The sequence below is a fragment of the Micromonospora sp. NPDC049201 genome (assembly GCF_055586805.1).
In genome coordinates this window covers 245,604-262,768 of record NZ_JBVJHM010000008.1, presented here as the reverse complement: position 1 = coordinate 262,768, position 17,165 = coordinate 245,604, and the positions used below count along the sequence as shown (strand labels likewise).

Genomic DNA, 17,165 nt, shown 5'->3' with positions numbered 1-17,165 from the left:
GACGCTGAAGCGTATGCCTTGATCGGGTAGCCTGTGGCCCGACGGGCCGTTAGCTCAATTGGCAGAGCTGAGGACTTTTAATCCTTAGGTTCTGGGTTCGAGTCCCAGGCGGCCCACTCTCTTCACAGCTCGGCGCCCCTCGACGGAACCGCCGCGGTCACCGCGAGTTGGCCGGTCAGAACCGGACACCTGCAACGTGCAGGCATTGGCCCATCACCGACCCACTTGAGGTACATTTTTCTGTACTTGCCATGGAGGTGGTCATGCGGACCGTGAACTTCACCCAACTGCGGCAGAACCTGGCGGCCGAGCTCGACAGCGTCATCAACGACGCGGAGGAAGTGGTGGTTACCCGATCCGGCCATGAGCCCGTCGTGATCGTGCCGCTTGCGGAGTACGAGTCGATGAAGGAGACCGAGTACCTCCTACGCAACCCGAGCAACGCCGCCGCGTTGCGCCGGTCGATGGCGGAGCTTGAGAGCGGCGACGCGACCGACCGGGATCCGATCGACCCGACCACCGTACGGGACGTCGCGTGAGGTTGGTCTTCACCGCGACCGCGTGGAGCCAGTACCTCAGCCACACCGATCGAAAGCTGGTCACGCGCATCAACGAGCTGATCGCAGGCGTGATGCGCAACGGATACGAGGGCATCGGAAAGCCCGAGCCCCTTCGGGGTGAGCTGTCCGGCTTCTGGTCCCGCCGGATCGATCGGGAACATCGGCTGGTGTATCGAATCACCAAGGACGACGTCGAGGTCATCGCCTGCCGATACCACTACGTCGACCGCTAGCGTCAGCACATGGCGCACGGCACCCGCGACGAGTTGCTCGACCACCTGGCCGAGGCCGTCGGGTCCGTCACCGGCACCCACCCGACGCGCGTCGCCGTCGACGGGCCGCCGGCCGCCGGCAAGACCACCCTCGCCGACGAGTTGGCCGCCGTCCTGCGCGAGCGGGGCCGCGACGTCATCCGGGCGACCGTCGACGACTTCCTGTTCCCCCGGGCCCAGCGCTATCCGCGCGGTGAGTTCTCGGCCGAGGGCTGCTACTTCGACGCCCACGACCGGGAATCACTGACCCGGGTGCTGCTGGACCCGCTCGGCCCGGGCGGGGACCGGCGTTTCCGCCCCGCCGTCTACGACCACGCCGCGGACACGGTGCTGTCCCCGCCGGTCACGACCGCCCCCGCCGACGCCGTGCTGGTCTTCGACGGCGTCTTCCTGCTGCGCCCGGAACTGCTCGAACGGTGGGACCTGCGGGTCTTCGTGTCGATCGCACTCGACCGGACCGTGGAGCGGGCCGTGATCCGGGAGCGCCAGGTGTCGTCCCGGGCGGCGGTCGAACGCCGCTGGCGTGAGCGGTACCTCCCCGCCCAGCAGCTCTACTTCGCCACGGCCCGTCCGACCGAGCACGCGGACATCGTCGTGCACAACGACGAACCACGGCAGCCGGTCTGGGAGAGCCGCGCCGGTTGGAGGCAGGATGGTGGCCGTGACCGCCGCACCCCGTCCTCCGCTGGCCACGCTGGAAGCGGTCCTGGAGCGCCTGACGTACGTCAACGAGGAGACCGGCTACACGGTGGCCCGGGTGGCCACCGAGCGGGGCAGTGACCTGCTGACCGTGGTCGGCGCGCTGCTCGGCGCGCAGCCCGGCGAGAGCCTGCGCCTGCACGGACGCTGGTCGTCGCATCCGCGCTACGGCCGGCAGTTCGAGGTCGACTCGTACACCACCGTGCTGCCCGCCACGATCCAGGGCATCCAGCGCTACCTCGGTTCGGGTCTGGTGAAGGGGATCGGGCCGGTGTTCGCCGAACGGATCGTCGCGCACTTCGGCCTGGACACGTTGCGGGTCATCGAGGAGGAGCCGGCCCGACTGGTCGAGGTGCCGGGGCTGGGTCCGAAGCGTACGGCGAAGATCACCGCCGCGTGGGAGGAACAGAAGGCCATCAAGGAGGTGATGGTCTTCCTCCAGGGTGTCGGCGTGTCGACCTCGCTGGCGGTGCGGATCTACAAGCAGTACGGCGACGCCTCCGTCGACGTGGTCACCAAGGAGCCGTACCGGCTGGCCGCCGACGTGTGGGGCATCGGCTTCAAGACCGCCGACACGATCGCCCAGTCCGTGGGCATCCCGCACGACAGCCCGCAACGCGTGATGGCCGGCCTCCAGTACACGCTCTCCGAGGCCACCGACGACGGGCACTGCTACCTGCCCGAGCCGGAGCTGGTCGCGGACGCGACGAAGATCCTCGACGTGCCCGCCGACCTGGTGGCCCGCTGCCTCGACGACCTGGCGGCCGACGAGGGGGTCGTCCGCGAGGCGCTGCCCGGCGGGGACGGGGAACCGGTGCCGGCGGTCTACCTGGTGCCGTTCCACCGCGCCGAGCAGTCGCTCGCCAACTCGCTGACCCGGCTGCTGCACGACCGGGTCGACCGGCTGCCCCACTTCCACGACGTCGACTGGGACAAGGCGCAGCGGTGGTTGCGCGCCCGCACCGGCAACGACCTCGCCGAGGAGCAGGAACAGGCCGTCCGGCTCGCGCTGACCTCGAAGGTCGCGGTGCTCACCGGCGGGCCGGGCTGCGGCAAGAGCTTCACCGTACGCTCGATCGTCGAGCTGGCCGTCGCGAAGAAGGCGAAGGTCACGCTCGTCGCGCCGACCGGCCGGGCCGCGAAGCGTCTCGCCGAGTTGACCGGCCATCCGGCCGCCACCGTGCACCGGCTGTTGCAGCTACGCCCCGGCGGCGACGCCTCCTACGACCGCGACAACCCGATCGACGTCGACCTGCTGGTGGTCGACGAGGCGAGCATGCTCGACCTCATTCTCGCCAACAAGCTCGTCAAGGCCGTCCCGCCCGGCGCGCACCTGCTGCTGGTCGGTGACGTCGACCAGCTTCCGTCGGTCGGCGCCGGTGAGGTGCTCCGCGACCTGCTCGCCGCCCCGTCGATTCCCCGGGTGCGGCTGACGCAGGTCTTCCGCCAGGCCGCCGAGTCCGGCGTCGTCACCAACGCGCACCGCATCAACGCCGGCCGTCCGCCCCTCCTCCAGGGGCTGCCGGACTTCTTCCTCTTCGCCTGCGAAGACACCGAGGCCGCCGCCGCCCTGACCGTCGACGTCGCCTGCACCCGCATCCCGGCCAGGTTCGGCCTGGACGCCCGACGCGACATCCAGGTGCTCGCCCCCATGCACCGCGGCCCGGCCGGCGCCGGCGCGCTGAACACGCTGTTGCAGCAGAAACTCACCCCGCCCCGCGAGGGACAGCCGGAACGGCGGATGGGCGGGCGGGTGTTCCGCATCGGCGACAAGGTCACCCAGATCCGCAACAACTACGACAAGGGTCAGGCGGGCGTCTTCAACGGCACGCTCGGCATCGTCACCGCCCTCTCCCCGGAGGACCAGACGCTCACCGTCCGCACCGACGAGGACGAGGACATCGCGTACGACTACGACGAGCTGGACGAACTCAGCCACGCGTACGCCATGACCATCCACCGGTCCCAGGGCTCGGAGTATCCGGCCGTGGTGATCCCGCTGACCACCAGCGCCTGGATGATGCTGCAACGCAATCTGCTCTACACCGCCGTCACCCGTGCCAAGCAACTGGTCGTCCTGGTCGGTTCCCGCCGCGCGCTCGCCGCCGCCGTCCGCACCGTCGGCGCCGGACGACGCCACACCGCCCTCAACCACCGCCTCGCATAGCCCTCAACCCACCCCACCCCACCCCACCCCTACCCCACCCCACCCCACCCCGGCGCGTCGATCTTGCACTTGCCGCCCCGACGAAAGGCGCATAAGCCGCGCTTTGTGGACCCAAAGTGCAAGATCGACGCTTCGTAGGGCGGGCCAGGCGCACCGGGGCACGTCTTTGGCGACGGCACGGGCGAACGTGCCTCCACGATCACGAGCGGCTGCTCGGGCGGGACGCGTTGGCGGTGGGCGCGGCTGGCGGTGGGCGCGGTGGATCGGCGGGGCGGCCGAGCGGGGCGACGGCACCTGATCAATATCGGACGGCGGCGGCCCGCGGACGTGATGACGGCGCGCACGCTGTGGCGGCGGCGAGAGCGACGCGGGCGCGGCGGCGGCCTGGCATCGGTGGGCCGTGGACGGGGACGGGGACGGGGACGCTGGCGACGGCTGGCGCGGTCGACAGGCCGAAGGCGACGCTTGCCTGACCGAGCGTGGATAGTCCCCCACGGACCGTACCGGAGGTCCACCAGCGACGGTGACCCCCGTTCGCCGCCGACTTGACCACCCCTCCCCCGCGCGCGCGAGCGACAGCGTCGCTACCAGGGCATTTGCCCACCTTATTCGATCTTGACGGCGACGAGAGTCGAATGTAACGACTTGGCATCAAGGCGAGCCGCGTTCTTGTCCCGGGGTTTGTTAGCCCCCTGTACTAACCGGGTGACGTGCATTGATACCTCCGGAGCAACGCCGCCCGAGCAGCCGGGACAGGCGGTGGGCACCCTTCGGCGAGACCAGGTTCCGGCCCGGGTCCGCACCGGCGAAAAGGTGCGCCCGGAGCAGGCACGCGTGCACAACCGGGAACTGCTGCTGCGGATGCTGTACCGGGAAGGACCGCACAGCCGGGCGGATCTGGCGCGCCGCACCGGGTTGACGCGGGTCTCCGTCTCGGACGTGGTGAGCGATCTCCTCACCGACGACCTCGTGGTCGAGGTCGGTACGCGGGCCGGGACCCGGCCGGGCAAGCCGGCCATGATGCTCGAATTCAACGAGCGCGCCTACCAGACCGTCGCCCTGGACCTGAGCCACTCGACGCTCTACCGGGGGGCCGTGCTCGACCTCGGCGGCACCGTCGTGGCCCGCCAGCAGGTCGAGATCGAGGGCAGCACCGGCGCCGACGCCCTGGCGAAGGTGACCGGTCTCGTCGAGGCGCTTCGCCGGCAGGTGACCGCGCCGCTCCTCGGCATCGGCATCGGCACGCCGGGCATCGTGGACCTCGGCGGCGTCGTCCTCAGCGCACCCAACCTGGGCTGGCAGGACATCCACCTCCAGGCTCTGCTCAGTGAGCGTTTCGCCTGCCCGGTGGTCGTGTCCAACGACGCCAACGCCACCGCGCTCGCCGAACGCAGCTACGGCGAGAGCGCCGCGGACACGCTCCTCGTCCGGGTCGGCGTCGGCGTGGGGGCGGGACTACTGCTCGGTGGCACCCCGATCCTGGGCAGCCGGTTCGCGGCCGGCGAGATCGGCCACGTGGTCGTGGACGCCGGCAGCGAGCGGCCCTGCGTGTGCGGCAAGACCGGCTGCCTGGAGACCTGGCTGTCGACCCGGCGCATCCAGGAGGACCTGTCCGGGGCCCACACCGACGCGGAGCGCGCCCGGGTGCTGACCGTCGCGGGCGAGGCGCTCGGCTCCGTGCTGGCGCCGATCGTGGCCGCGCTCAACATCTCCGAGATCGTCCTCAGCGGACCGCACCGGGTGTTGGAGGGGCCGCTGGCCACGGCCGCGATGGAGACCATCCGCCGGCGCGCCCTGACCGAGGTCCACGGCGACATCGTCCTCCGGCTCTCCGAGCTGGGCGACGACATAGTCCTGCGCGGCGCGACCGCCATGGTCATGAGCCAACAGCTCGGAATCGCTTGACCCGACGCCGACCGGCGCTGGCTTTGCAGCACAAGAAGGGAACATAGTGCAACTACCCCGCACGCTGACGGCAGCGCTTGCCGCAGTCGCTCTCGCCCTCGCCGGTTGTAGCGGTGGCGGCCAGGCCAATGAGGCAGGCTCCGCCCAACTCGTCCTCGGCAACAACGGCGACGTCCTGACCTGGGACCCGGCAGAGATGAAGGAGGGCGCGGTCATCCACTACGCGGAGGCCGTCTACGACCCGCTGCTCCGCAAGACCGCCGACTCGAAGATCGAAGGCAACCTCGCCTCCGAGTACGCGTACAACGACGACCTCACCGAACTCACGCTGAAGCTGCGCGACGGCGTCACGTTCAGCGACGACACCGCGCTCGACGGCGAGGCGGTGAAGGTCAACATCGAGGCGCGGAAGAAGGGTGCCGGCAGCGCATCCGAGGCGGCCCGGGCGATCGAACGCGTCGAGGTCGTGGACCCGAAGACGGTCCGTCTGCACCTCAGCGAGCCCAGCCCCGGCCTGCTCGCCGGCCTGGCGACGTACCTGGGCTACATGGTGAGCCCCAAGGCGCTCGCCGCGGGCGGCATCGCCACCACCCCGGTCGGCTCCGGGCCCTACCTGCTCGACGCCGGCGCGTCCGAGAAGGGCGTCAGCTACAAGTTCACCGCGCGTGAGGGCTACTGGAACCGCGAGGCGTTCCCGTTCGAGACCGTGGTGATCCGTCCGTACGAGGAGTTCACCGCCCGCTACAACGCGCTCGCGACCGGGCAGATCCAGTTCATGTACGGGACCTCCGACATGGTGCCGAAGGCGAAGACCGACGGGCTCACCGTCAAGACGGTGCCCGGCGAGTGGCAGGGCATCATCCTCCAGGACCGGGCCGGCAAGGCGTCGGCGGCGCTCGGCGACGTGCGGGTGCGGCAGGCGATCAACCACGCGCTCGACCGCAAGGCCATCCTGGAGACCCACTACGGCGGGTTCGGCCAGGTCTCCACGCAGACGTTCAACCCGGCCAGCGAGGCGTGGGTGCCGGAGCTGAACGAGCGCTACCCGTACGACCCGGCGAAGGCGAAGGAACTGCTGGCGGCGGCGGGCTACGGCAACGGCTTCAAGATCAAGATTTCGTTCAGCGAGGGCTTCATGTCCCCGCTGGTGCCGATCGTCGCGCAGTACCTCTCCGACGTGGGCATCACTGTCGAGCAGGTGCCGGTCAACGGCTTCGCCAACGGCGGCCTGGAGACCCTCAAGGGCCAGCCGGCGTTCATGCTCTCCTTCTCCACCAACATCCCGGCGTGGACGGACGTGCTGAACAAGCTCACCCCGACGTCGCTGTGGAACAACTTCAAGTACACCGACGACACCGTCACCCGGCTGCTCAAGGAGATTCCCGCGGCGCAGGGCGACAAGCAGGCGGCGCTCTACAAGGAGCTGAACACCCACCTGGTGGAGCAGGCCTGGTTCGCCCCGATCGTCACGCAGGAGAACGTCTACCTGTTCAAGCCGGACATCGACGTGACCATGCAGCAGGCACAGCTCATGCCGAGCCTGCGCTTCTTCGCCCCGGCCAAGTAACCCGCCCGTCGATCCCCGGGTGGGCCGGTCACCACCGGCCCACCCGGGGGACCACCCCGGTCAGCTAGGAGGTAGCAGGCATGTTGGGCTTCATCGGCCGGCGACTGGTCACGGGCCTGCTGTTGGCGTTCACGGTGGTGACGGGGATGTTCTTCTTCCTCATGCTCACCGGCTCCGACCCCGCCCGGGGCGCGCTCGGCCTCTACGCCACGGAGGAACAGGTCGCGGTCAAGCGCGCGCAGCTCGGCCTCGACCGGCCGGTCGTCCAGCAGTACCTGGACTGGCTGGGCCACGTCGCGCGGGGCGACCTGGGTGTCTCGTCCGCGCAGAACGCCGACGTCATGGACCTCATCGTCTCGCGCCTTCCGGTCACCGTGTCCCTCGCGCTCGGCGCCGTCCTGGTGGCCGCCGTCCTGGGCGTCGTCCTCGGGCTGCTCGCGGCGACCCGGCCCGGGACGTTCGACCGCGCGCTCCAGGTGGTCATGGTGCTCGGCTTCAGCCTGCCGAACTTCTGGGTGGCGATCATCCTGGCGCTGATCTTCGCCGTGCGGCTGGGCTGGTTCCCGGCCACCGGCTACGTCCACCTGGGCGACTCCCCCAGCGGCTGGCTCTGGTCCATCACCCTGCCGATCATCGCGCTGTCGATCGGGTCGATCGCCGCCATCGCCCAGCAACTGCGCAACTCCGTGATCACCGTCAGCGGCCAGGCGTACGTCCGGACGCTCCGCAGCCGCGGCCTGTCGCAACGCCACATCCTGCTGGTGCACGTGCTGCGCAACGCGTCGCCGCCGGCGTTGACCATGCTCTCGTTGCAGTTCATCGCCGCGATGAGCGGCGCCGCCATCATCGAGCGGGTGTTCGGCCTCCAGGGCATCGGCGCGGTCGCCATCAATGCCTCGGGCAACAGCGACATCCCCGTCATCATGGGCGTCCTGCTCTTCACCGTGCTCGTCGTCGTGCTCGTCAACCTGACGGTCGACATCCTCTACGCCGCTTTGAATCCGAAGGTACGGAACGCATGAGCGCCGACACGACGGTCCGTGCGGGCCGCACCTCCAGAAGACTCCGCGCCTTCCTCGGCAACCCGATGGGGGTGGTGGCCGGCGTCGTGCTGCTCGCCATCGTGGCCGCGAGCGTCCTCGCCCCGCTCCTCGCCCCGCAGGATCCCAACCTGGTGGTGCTCTCCGAGGCGCTCCGGCCGCCGAGCGGCGACCACCCGCTGGGCACCGACGGGAACGGCCGGGACATCCTCAGCCGGCTGCTGTGGGGCGGCCGGGTGAGCCTCCAGGCCGGCGCGATCATGGTGACCGTCGCGCTGCTGTGCGGAATTCCCGCCGGCCTGCTCGCCGGCTACCGCGCGAAGTGGTTCGACGGGGTGTCGAGCTGGATCTTCAACATGCTCATGTCCCTGCCCGAGATCCTGATCATCATCGTGGTGATCGCCTCACTCGGCAGCGGCCTCGCCCCCACGATGATCACGCTCGGGGTGCTCGCCTCACCGGACATCTTCCGGCTGACCCGGAGCGCCGTGATCGGCGTACGCGAGGAGCTGTACTTCGACGCCGCCCGCGTCGCCGGACTGTCCGACGTCCGGATCATCTTCCGGCACGTGCTCTCCGTCGTGCTGGGTCCGGTGCTCGTGCGGTCCTCGTTCATCTTCGGGATGGCGATCATCGTGCAGTCCGGGCTGGAGTTCCTCGGCTTCGGCGACCCGCAGCGCCCGAGCTGGGGCGGCGAGCTGAGCAACGCGTTCCAGAACTTCCACCGCGCCCCCGAGCTGGTCATCGCGCCCGGCGTGGCGATCGGCGTCACGGTCATGGCGCTGGTGCTCTTCGGCACGGCGCTCGCCGACTCGCTCGGCATCAGCCTGCGGCGCAAGACCAAGCGCGCGGCGCGCCCCGCCCGCACCGACGACACCCCGGTCGACCGGATCGGGACCGGCGAGACGCCGGCCGACCGGGCCGCGGTCGGCGACGCGCCGGTGCCCGCCGCGCCGCCCGCCGACGCCCTCCTGCGCGTCGAGGACCTGGCGGTCCGGTACGTGGCGGAGGACGGCACCACCAAGGAGGTGGTACGCGGCGTGTCGCTGCACGTCGCGCGCGGCGAGGTTCTCGGCCTGGTCGGGGAGTCCGGCTCCGGGAAGTCCCAGACGTCGTTCGCGATCCTCGGGCTCCTGCCCCCCGACGCCACCGTCTCCGCCCGGCAGATCGCGCTGGACGGGCAGTCGCTCGTCGGGTTGCGCGAGGGCGAGCTGCGCAAGCTGCGCGGCACCCGGATGGCGTACGTCCCGCAGGAGCCGATGTCGAACCTCGACCCGTCCTTCACGATCGGCGCCCAGCTCACGAAACCGATGCGGCACCGGCTCGGCCTGTCCCGGAAGGCCGCCACCGCGCGGGCGCTCGACCTGCTGGACCGCGTCGGCATCCCCGACCCCCCGCGTACCCTCGCCGCCCATCCCCACCAGCTCAGCGGTGGCATGGCCCAGCGTGTGCTCATCGCGGGCGCCGTCTCCTGCGACCCGGAGCTGCTCATCGCCGACGAACCGACCACCGCGCTCGACGTCACGGTCCAGGCCGAGGTCCTCGAACTCCTCCGTGGCCTGCAACGCGAGCGCGACATGGGGCTCGTCCTGGTCACCCACAACCTGGGTGTGGTCGCCGACATCTGCGACCGGGTGGCGGTCATGCGCGACGGCCTCATCGTCGAGCAGCAGCCGGTCGCCGGCCTCTTCGCGAACCCGCGACACGAGTACACCCGCATGCTCCTGAACGCGACCCTCGAAGACGCGCCGCCCCGGCGGGAGCGCGGCGACCTCCAGGAGGTGGGGTCGTGAGCGCCCCCGACGACACCGGCACGCCCCTGCTCGACATCCGCGACGTCGACGTCGTCTACCGCGGGGCCGGCTGGCGCCGCCCGTCGTTCCACGCGCTGCACGCCGTCTCGATGCGGGTCGGCGCGGGCGAGACGGTCGGTCTGGTCGGCGAGTCCGGCTCCGGGAAGACCACGCTGGGCCGTGCCGTGCTGGGCCTCGCCCCGATCACCGGCGGCACGGTCACGTTCGACGGCGTCGACATCACCCACGCGAACCGGCGCGCCCGCCGCGCGTTGAGCCGCGACATCCAGGTCGTCTTCCAGGATCCGTACTCGTCGCTCAACCCGGCCATGACCGTGGAGACCATCCTCGCCGAGCCGTTGCGGGCCCAGGGCGTGGCCCGGGCCGAGGCCACCGCGCGGATCGGTGAGCTGCTGCGCCAGATCGGTCTGGAGGCGGACGCCGGCCGCCGGTATCCGCGCGAGTTCTCCGGCGGGCAGCGGCAACGCATCGCCATCGCGCGCGCTCTGGCGCTGAAGCCCCGGCTCATCGTCTGCGACGAGCCGGTGAGCGCGCTCGACCTGTCCACTCAGGCCCGCATCCTCGACCTGCTCATCGACGTGCAGGAGAAGACCGGCGTCGCGTACCTCTTCATCTCCCACGACCTGTCGGTGGTCCGCTACGTCTGCCACCGGGTCGCGGTGATGCTCAAGGGCCGGATCGTCGAGACCGGCGACGGCGACGTGGTCACGTCCCGGCCGGAGCATCCCTACACCAACCGGCTCCTCATGGCGTCCCCCATTCCCGACCCGGTCCGCCAGGCCGAACGACGCCGCCGGTACGCCGCTCTCTAGGAAAAGGAAACATCGTGCAATTCGGCTTCAGCTCCTACTCCTTCTACCAGCACCTGCGTACCGGCCGGATGAGCCTCTTCGAGGTCATCGACTGGATCGCGGCCAGTGACGCCACCCACATGGAGATCGCGACCGTGTCGCTCTCCCCGGAGATCTCCAACGACACCTCCACGCTCGACCAGGACCCCGATCTCGTACGCGAGATCAAGACGCGTGCCGCCGACCAGGGCGTCACGCTGTCCAACCTGGTCGTCCCGGCCGACCTGCTCGGGGCCGACGCCGACCGGCACATGCAGCGGGTCAAGCGGCACCTCGACGTGGCCGCCGCGCTGGGCATCACGCTCTTCCGCCACGACGTCGCCAAGTGGGCGCACCGGGCCAGGGACGTCGCCGAGTTCGAGGCGCTGCTGCCCCGCATGGTCGAGGCGTGCCAGGAGATCGCCCGGTACGCCGCGCAGTACGGCATCACCACCAGCGTGGAGAACCACGGGCTGCTGATGAACGGCGGCGAGCGGGTCCGTCGGCTCATCCACCTGGTCGACGAGCCGAACTTCAAGACCACGCTCGACGTCGGCAACTTCATGTCGGTGGACGACAACCCGGTGGTCGCGGTCGCCGACAACGCGCCGTACGCCAGCATCGTGCACCTGAAGGACTTCTACGTCCGCTCGCAGTTCCCCGGCGACGGCTGGCACCACACCCCCGGCGGCACCTACCTGCTCGGCTCCATCGTCGGCTACGGCGACCTGGACATGCGCCGGATCGTGCGCGGGATCCTCGACGCCGGCTACGACGGCTTCGTCTCCATCGAGTTCGAGGGCATCGAGGAGTGCCTGATGGCGAACCCGATCGGCCTGGCCAACGCGAAGCGGCTCTTCGCCGAGGTGGGGGCGGCATGAACGAACGCACCGAGCGAAGCGAGGGCCGTGAGGGCATGCCCGGTCGGCACGGCCTCGTGAGCCGGCTCGGGGTGGGCGTGATCGGCGTCGGGAGCATCGCGGACATGCACCTGGGCGCGTACGCCGCCAACCCGGACGTCCACCTCGCCGGCGTGTTCGACGTCAACCAGGAGCGGAGCGCGCAGAAGGCGGAGACGTTCGGCGTGACCCGCGTCCATCCCACGCTCGACGCCCTGCTCGCCGATCCGGAGATCGACGCGGTGAGCATCTGCACCTGGAACGACACCCACGCGGAGATCGCCACCGCGGCGCTGGACGCCGGCAAGCACGTCCTGGTGGAAAAGCCGTTGAGCCGTACCGCCGGGGAGGCGCAGGCGCTCGTCGACGCGGTCGCGCGCAACGACCGCCGTCTCCAGGTCGGTTTCGTCAGACGGTTCGGCGCGAACGCGCTGGTGCTCAGGTCGTTCGTCGACGCCGGGATGCTGGGCGACGTCTACCACGCGCGGGCGACGAACATCCGACGGCTCGGCAACCCGGGTGGCTGGTTCGCCGACCGGGCGCGGTCCGGCGGCGGGCCGCTCATCGACATCGGCGTGCACGTCCTAGACCTCTGCTGGTACTTCATGGGCACACCGCGGGCGGTCACCGTCAGCGCGGTCACCCACTCGCCGCTCGGCAACCGGGCGAACGTCACCTCGCTGTCGCGCTACAAGGTCGCCGACTACGACCCGACGCGCAGCGACGTGGAGGACTTCGCCGCCGCGCTGATCCGGTTCGACAACGGCGCGTCGTTGGTGCTGGAGACCAGCTATTCCCTGCACGCGCTGGAGGACCGCCTCGAAGTGGCGGTCTTCGGCGAGCGCGGCGGCGCGGAACTCGAACCGGCGCTGCGCATCGCCACCGAGATGCAGGACACGGTGCTGAACGTGGCACCCCAGATCGACAACCTGTCGTTCGACTTCGCCGAGGGGTTCGCCAACGAGATCGCGCACTTCGTCGCGCTCTGCCTCGGCGAGGCCGAGGAGGTCGCGCCCGTCTCGCACGGCGCGGAGGTGATGCGCATGCTCGACGGGGTCTACGAGTCGGCGCGGACCGGTCAAGAGATCAGGCTCTCCTGACATGGCCGACGCACGGGGACCGGTCCGGGTCGGCGTGGTGGGGTGCGGCAACGTCAGTTCCCGGTACCTCGCCAACCTGGCCGGCCAGCCGGCCGTCACGGTGGCCGCCTGCGCCGACGCCGACCCGGCGCGGGCCCGGGCGCTTGCGGCCGCCCACCGGGTGCCGGCGGTGCTCCCGGTCGACGACCTGCTGGCCGATCCGGGTCTCGACCTGGTGCTCAACCTCACCCCGCCCCGGGCGCACGCCGAGGTGAGCCTGCGCGCGCTGGCGCACGGCAAGCACGTCTACACGGAGAAGCCGCTGGCCACCACCATGACCGACGGTCGCCGCGTCCTCGACGCCGCGCGGGCCCGGTCGTTGCGGGTCGGCACCGCGCCGGACACGTTCCTGGGCGTCGGGGCGCGGACCTGTGCGGCGCTCGTCGCCCGGGGCGCGATCGGCACGCCGACCTCGGTGGCCGCCGCGATGATGAATCCCGGGCCGGAGCGGTTCCACCCGGAGCCCGAGTTCCTCTACCAGGAGGGCGCCGGCCCGCTGTTCGATATCGGCCCGTACTACCTCACGGTGCTGACCGCGCTGATGGGTCCCGTCGTCCGGGTGGGGGCGCTGGGCGGCACGGCGCGGGCGCAGCGGGAGGTGCTGACCGGGCCGCGCGCCGGGTCGACCTTCCGGGTGGGGACGCTCACCCACGTCAACACCGTGCTGGAGTTCGCCGGCGGGGCGCTGGGCACGCTGGTGACCAGCTTCGACGTCGCGGCGACGCGTACGCCGCACCTGGAGATCCACGGGACCGAGGGCACGATCGTCGCCGCGCAGGCCAACTCGTGGGGTGGCCCGGTGCTGCTCAAGGGGCCGGGCACCGACTTCGTCGAGGTGCTCCCCGGACCGCGCGAGTCCGACGGGTTCATGGGGATGGGGCTGGTGGACATGGCCGAGGCCATCCTGGCCGGGCGTCCGGCGAAGGCGACGGGCAACCGGGGGTTGCACGTGCTGGAGGTGCTCACCGCCATCGCCGACGCCGCCCGCGCCGGCGGCGGCTTCACCACGATCGGGTCGACGCTGGAGACCGCCGGCTGAGCGGAGGCTTGCGCTGGAGCGAACTCCAGCGCCTAGCGTCGCCGCCATGGCACAGACGACAGGCATGGCACTGACGGCTCCCGGCGGAAGCTGGACGCCGTACCCGTTCGAACGCCGGGCTCTGCGCCCGGACGACATCGCGGTACGCGTCACCTGGTGCGGGGTCTGCCACACCGACCTGCACGCGGCCGAGGCGCTGACCGCGGACGCCCCGCCGCTGGTGCCGGGGCACGAGTTCGTCGGCGAGGTCACGGCGCTGGGCAGCGAGGTGACCGGCTTCCGGGTGGGCGATCCGGTCGCGGTCGGCAACATCGTCGACTCGTGCGGCACGTGCGGCGCGTGCCGGGCCGGCGAGCAGCAGTTCTGCGTGGACTTCCCCACCCTGACCTACGGCGGTCGGGACCGCTTGGACGGCAGCGTGACGCGCGGCGGCTGGGCGCGGGACTACGTGGTGCGGGAGTCGTTCGCGTACCCGCTGCCGGCGGGGCTGGACCCGGCCGGCGCGGCGCCGCTGATGTGCGCCGGGGCGACCGTGTTCGAGCCGCTGCGCCGCTGGGAGGTGGGCGCCGGGGACCGGGTCGGCGTGGTGGGGATGGGTGGCCTCGGGCACCTGGCGGTCAAGTTCGCCAGGGCGCTTGGCGCGCGGGTGTCGGTGTTCACCACCTCGCCGGGCAAGGAGGCCGGGGCACGTGAGCTGGGCGCCGACGAGGTGATCGTCTCCGGTGACGCGGCGGCGATGGCGGCGCAGGCGGGCCGGTTCGACTTCATCCTCGACACCGCGTCGGCCAAGCACGACCCGTCGCCGTACCTGCGGGCGCTGCGGATGGACGGCACGCTCTGCATGCTGGGCATCCCGGACCGGTACGAGCCGGAGGCGCTGGCGCTGCTGCTCGGCTACAAGCGGCTGGCCGCGTCCGGCAGCGCGGGCCGCCCGCGTACCCGGGAGATGCTGGAGTTCGCGGCCCGCCACGGCATCGTCGCGGACGTCGAGAAGGTCCCGGCGCGGGAGGTGGGTCGCGCGCTCGACCGGCTGGCCCGCAACGACGTGCGCTGGCGGTTCGTGCTGGACCTCTCCGACCTCGGGTGACCGACGTACGGTTGGCAGGTGAACGCTACCGCGACCGCTCTGGGCATCCGTGAGGTGTCGGAGCTGACCGGCATGAGTCTCGACACCCTGCGCTGGTACGAGCGTGAGGGCCTGATCCCGCTGGTGAAGCGCACCTCGGACGGCCGCCGCCGGTACGGGCCGGCGGCCGTCCGCTTCGTGCGCCTGGTGCAGGCGCTGCGCCGCACCGGCATGCCGATCGCGGAGATCCGCCATTTCGTGGCGCTCGGCCCCGGCACCCCGGAGCACTCCGCGCAGCGGCTGCGGATCCTCCAGGAGCAGGAGGAACGGCTGCACCGCCGCCGCGCCGAACTGGACGAGGACCTGCGGGTGATGCGGCACAAGATGGCGGATTTCCGCGACCTGATGGCGCACGGCCGCACCTGCGAGGACGACGACCTGCCCGACGACTGCGGTGGCCCACCGTCACCACGGTGAGCCACCGCCTGTCGGTCAGTTGGCGACGAGCCGGAACTGCTGGTTGGCCTGGCCGTTGCAGTCGTAGAGCTGGACCTGCTGGCCGTTGGCGGTGCCCCAGACGTCGAGGCAGCGGCCGGACTGCACGCCGCTGATGGTGCCGTTGGAGTTGACGTTCCACTGCTGGTTGGCCTGCCCGTTGCAGGCGTAGATCTGGACCGCCGCGCCGTTGCCGGAGCCGGCCGCGTCCAGGCAGCGGCTGCCGCCGTAGATGGTCAGCTGCTTGCTGCCGGTGTACGTCCACTGCTGGTTGGTCTGGCCGTGGCAGTCGTAGAGCTGCACCCGGGTGCCGTTGGTCTGCGACGAGCTGGGCACGTCGACGCACCGGCCGGACTGGCTGCCGACGATCCGGCTGGCGCCGCCGGACGGCGGCGGCGTGGTCGGCCCGGAGGTCGGCGTCGCGGTCGGCGAGGTGGTCGGCCCGGGGCCGGCCGCGTTGAGCGCGTTCAGGACCGAGGTGTACGCGGCCTTCTTGTTGCCGCCGCCGTCGAACAGCAGCGGGTTCTCGTTGGAGCGCCACGAGTCGCTGTCGCGCACGCCCCACACGGTGATGCCGATGCAGCGCGGCACGTTCAGGCACGCCTGGGTCAGACCTTGGTACTGCGAGGTCGACGAGTTGGTGACGTCGACCTCGGTGAGCGCCACGTCCACGCCGAGCGCGGCGAAGCTGGACAGCGTGGTCTGGAAGTTGCTCGGCAGCGAGCTGCCGCCGGTGAAGTGGGTCTGGAGACCGACGCAGTCGATCGGCACGCCCCGGGACTTGAAGTCCTGGATCATCCGGTAGACACCCTGCGTCTTGCCGTACGACCAGTTCTCGATGTTGTAGTCGTTGTAGCAGAGCTTCACCGACGGGTCGGCCGCCCGCGCGGTGCGGAACGCCACCTCGATCCAGTCATTGCCGGTGCCCTGGAGGTTCGAGTTACGGCGGCTGCCGTCCTCGTTGAACGCCTCGTTCACCACGTCCCACGCGGCGAGCTTGCCCTTGTAGTGGGCCATCACACCGTTGATGTGGTTGATCATCGCGTTGCGCAGCGTGCTGCCCTGCATGTTCTGCATCCAGCCGGGCTGCTGGGCGTGCCAGGCCAACGTGTGACCGCGCACCTTCAGGCCACGCTGGGTGGCCCAGTTGTAGATCTGGTCACCGGAGTTGAAGTTGAACTGGTTCTGGTTCGGCTCCGTCGCGTCCGGCTTCATCTCGTTCTCGGCCGTGATCATGTTGAACTCACGCGCCGCGATCGTGCTGTACGTCGAGTCGTTCAACCGGCTCGCCGCGATGGCGGTGCCGAAGTAGCGGCCCGACTGCGCGGCGGCGGCGCCCAGCGTGCTGGCGGCCTGGGCCGGGCCGGGCACCACAAGCGCGGCCCCGGCCAGGGCCAGCGAGCCGGCGGTGGCGGCCAGCAGCAGGCGGTAGGGGCCACGCCTTAGTAGACGTTTCATGACACTCCTCTGCATAACGGATGAGGATGCGCAAGGCTGTGTGCACGGACCGCGCACCTGGCGGGGACACCACCGGGACGGTGGTGCGCGGTCCGGGTCACCGGCCCCGAAACTTCCGGAAAGCTACCGGTAACTTCACCGCAACATACTCGCGAGAAGTTGATCGGTCAACGTCAATGAGCGCAGAAACCGGCTCGGCACAGTCGCCGAAACTT

General features: G+C 70.7%; 14 protein-coding genes, 1 tRNA gene and 1 pseudogene. 15 read left to right on the top strand and 1 reads right to left on the bottom strand.

The features are described from left to right. The first annotated feature begins 43 nt into the window (after positions 1 to 43). The 15 genes and pseudogenes from ACZ6O5_RS19475 to ACZ6O5_RS19405 all read left to right on the top strand — a co-directional run bounded on the left by ACZ6O5_RS19475 (position 44) and on the right by ACZ6O5_RS19405 (position 15,474). Positions 44 to 116: transfer RNA gene (locus ACZ6O5_RS19475), tRNA-Lys, on the top strand. A gap of 147 nt (positions 117 to 263) precedes the next feature. Then, positions 264 to 539 carry a type II toxin-antitoxin system Phd/YefM family antitoxin gene (locus ACZ6O5_RS19470; protein WP_465978862.1) on the top strand — a complete coding sequence of 92 codons (276 nt, stop codon included), beginning with the start codon at positions 264 to 266 and terminating at the stop codon, positions 537 to 539. Then, on the top strand, positions 536 to 793 hold the full coding sequence (locus tag ACZ6O5_RS19465; RefSeq protein ID WP_465978860.1) for a Txe/YoeB family addiction module toxin: 258 nt from the start codon (positions 536 to 538) through the stop codon (positions 791 to 793). Before ACZ6O5_RS19470 ends, ACZ6O5_RS19465 begins: the two co-directional genes overlap by 4 nt. 9 nt (positions 794 to 802) lie before the next feature. Further along, a pseudogene (locus tag ACZ6O5_RS19460) lies at positions 803 to 1,471 on the top strand (nucleoside/nucleotide kinase family protein); the annotation flags it as partial. A gap of 13 nt (positions 1,472 to 1,484) precedes the next feature. Then, entirely contained in the window at positions 1,485 to 3,698 is a 2,214-nt protein-coding gene (gene recD2, locus ACZ6O5_RS19455) for an SF1B family DNA helicase RecD2 (protein ID WP_465978858.1), read from the top strand. Between the two features lie 759 nt (positions 3,699 to 4,457). Then, positions 4,458 to 5,603: an ROK family transcriptional regulator gene (locus tag ACZ6O5_RS19450; RefSeq protein ID WP_465978856.1), complete on the top strand. Its 1,146-nt coding sequence runs from the start codon at positions 4,458 to 4,460 to the stop codon at positions 5,601 to 5,603. Positions 5,604 to 5,649: 46 nt separating this feature from the next. Beyond that, positions 5,650 to 7,170, top strand: coding sequence for an ABC transporter substrate-binding protein (locus tag ACZ6O5_RS19445; RefSeq protein WP_465978854.1), 1,521 nt, complete (start codon positions 5,650 to 5,652; stop codon positions 7,168 to 7,170). 80 nt (positions 7,171 to 7,250) lie between these two features. Next, positions 7,251 to 8,192, top strand: coding sequence for an ABC transporter permease (locus tag ACZ6O5_RS19440; RefSeq protein ID WP_465978852.1), 942 nt, complete (start codon positions 7,251 to 7,253; stop codon positions 8,190 to 8,192). Next, on the top strand, positions 8,189 to 10,003 hold the full coding sequence (locus ACZ6O5_RS19435) for a dipeptide/oligopeptide/nickel ABC transporter permease/ATP-binding protein (protein WP_465978850.1): 1,815 nt from the start codon (positions 8,189 to 8,191) through the stop codon (positions 10,001 to 10,003). The genes ACZ6O5_RS19440 and ACZ6O5_RS19435 overlap by 4 nt, the downstream gene beginning before the upstream one ends. Next, positions 10,000 to 10,836, top strand: a complete 837-nt coding sequence (locus ACZ6O5_RS19430) for an ATP-binding cassette domain-containing protein (RefSeq protein ID WP_425785174.1) — start codon at positions 10,000 to 10,002, stop codon at positions 10,834 to 10,836. The genes ACZ6O5_RS19435 and ACZ6O5_RS19430 overlap by 4 nt, the downstream gene beginning before the upstream one ends. 14 nt (positions 10,837 to 10,850) lie before the next feature. Beyond that, on the top strand, positions 10,851 to 11,735 hold the full coding sequence (locus ACZ6O5_RS19425; RefSeq protein WP_465978848.1) for a sugar phosphate isomerase/epimerase family protein: 885 nt from the start codon (positions 10,851 to 10,853) through the stop codon (positions 11,733 to 11,735). Then, positions 11,732 to 12,853, top strand: a complete 1,122-nt coding sequence (locus tag ACZ6O5_RS19420; RefSeq protein ID WP_465978846.1) for a Gfo/Idh/MocA family protein — start codon at positions 11,732 to 11,734, stop codon at positions 12,851 to 12,853. Before ACZ6O5_RS19425 ends, ACZ6O5_RS19420 begins: the two co-directional genes overlap by 4 nt. Position 12,854: 1 nt before the next feature. Then, entirely contained in the window at positions 12,855 to 13,931 is a 1,077-nt protein-coding gene (locus ACZ6O5_RS19415; protein ID WP_465978844.1) for a Gfo/Idh/MocA family protein, read from the top strand. A 46-nt stretch (positions 13,932 to 13,977) separates the two neighbouring features. Then, positions 13,978 to 15,018 (top strand): NAD(P)-dependent alcohol dehydrogenase, encoded by a 1,041-nt coding sequence (locus ACZ6O5_RS19410; RefSeq protein ID WP_465978842.1) that lies wholly within the window; start codon positions 13,978 to 13,980, stop codon positions 15,016 to 15,018. An 18-nt stretch (positions 15,019 to 15,036) separates the two neighbouring features. Next, positions 15,037 to 15,474 carry a MerR family transcriptional regulator gene (locus ACZ6O5_RS19405; protein ID WP_431935921.1) on the top strand — a complete coding sequence of 146 codons (438 nt, stop codon included), beginning with the start codon at positions 15,037 to 15,039 and terminating at the stop codon, positions 15,472 to 15,474. 15 nt (positions 15,475 to 15,489) lie between these two features. Here the strand turns inward: ACZ6O5_RS19405 and ACZ6O5_RS19400 are convergent, their stop codons facing one another. Beyond that, the gene (locus ACZ6O5_RS19400) at positions 15,490 to 16,950 is read right to left on the bottom strand and encodes an endo-1,4-beta-xylanase (protein WP_465978839.1); all 1,461 of its coding nucleotides are present in this window, start codon (positions 16,948 to 16,950) and stop codon (positions 15,490 to 15,492) included. Between the last annotated feature and the right edge of the window lie 215 nt (positions 16,951 to 17,165).

What these genes read in the sequence shown, in the direction of transcription:
- ACZ6O5_RS19470 (WP_465978862.1), top strand. Translation starts at nt 264, where the DNA reads ATGCGGACCGTGAACTTCACCCAACTGCGGCAGAACCTGGCGGCCGAG.
- recD2 (WP_465978858.1), top strand. Translation starts at nt 1,485, where the DNA reads ATGGTGGCCGTGACCGCCGCACCCCGTCCTCCGCTGGCCACGCTGGAA.
- ACZ6O5_RS19440 (WP_465978852.1), top strand. Translation starts at nt 7,251, where the DNA reads ATGTTGGGCTTCATCGGCCGGCGACTGGTCACGGGCCTGCTGTTGGCG.
- ACZ6O5_RS19435 (WP_465978850.1), top strand. Translation starts at nt 8,189, where the DNA reads ATGAGCGCCGACACGACGGTCCGTGCGGGCCGCACCTCCAGAAGACTC.
- ACZ6O5_RS19420 (WP_465978846.1), top strand. Translation starts at nt 11,732, where the DNA reads ATGAACGAACGCACCGAGCGAAGCGAGGGCCGTGAGGGCATGCCCGGT.
- ACZ6O5_RS19415 (WP_465978844.1), top strand. Translation starts at nt 12,855, where the DNA reads ATGGCCGACGCACGGGGACCGGTCCGGGTCGGCGTGGTGGGGTGCGGC.
- ACZ6O5_RS19410 (WP_465978842.1), top strand. Translation starts at nt 13,978, where the DNA reads ATGGCACAGACGACAGGCATGGCACTGACGGCTCCCGGCGGAAGCTGG.
- ACZ6O5_RS19400 (WP_465978839.1), bottom strand. Translation starts at nt 16,950, where the DNA reads ATGAAACGTCTACTAAGGCGTGGCCCCTACCGCCTGCTGCTGGCCGCC.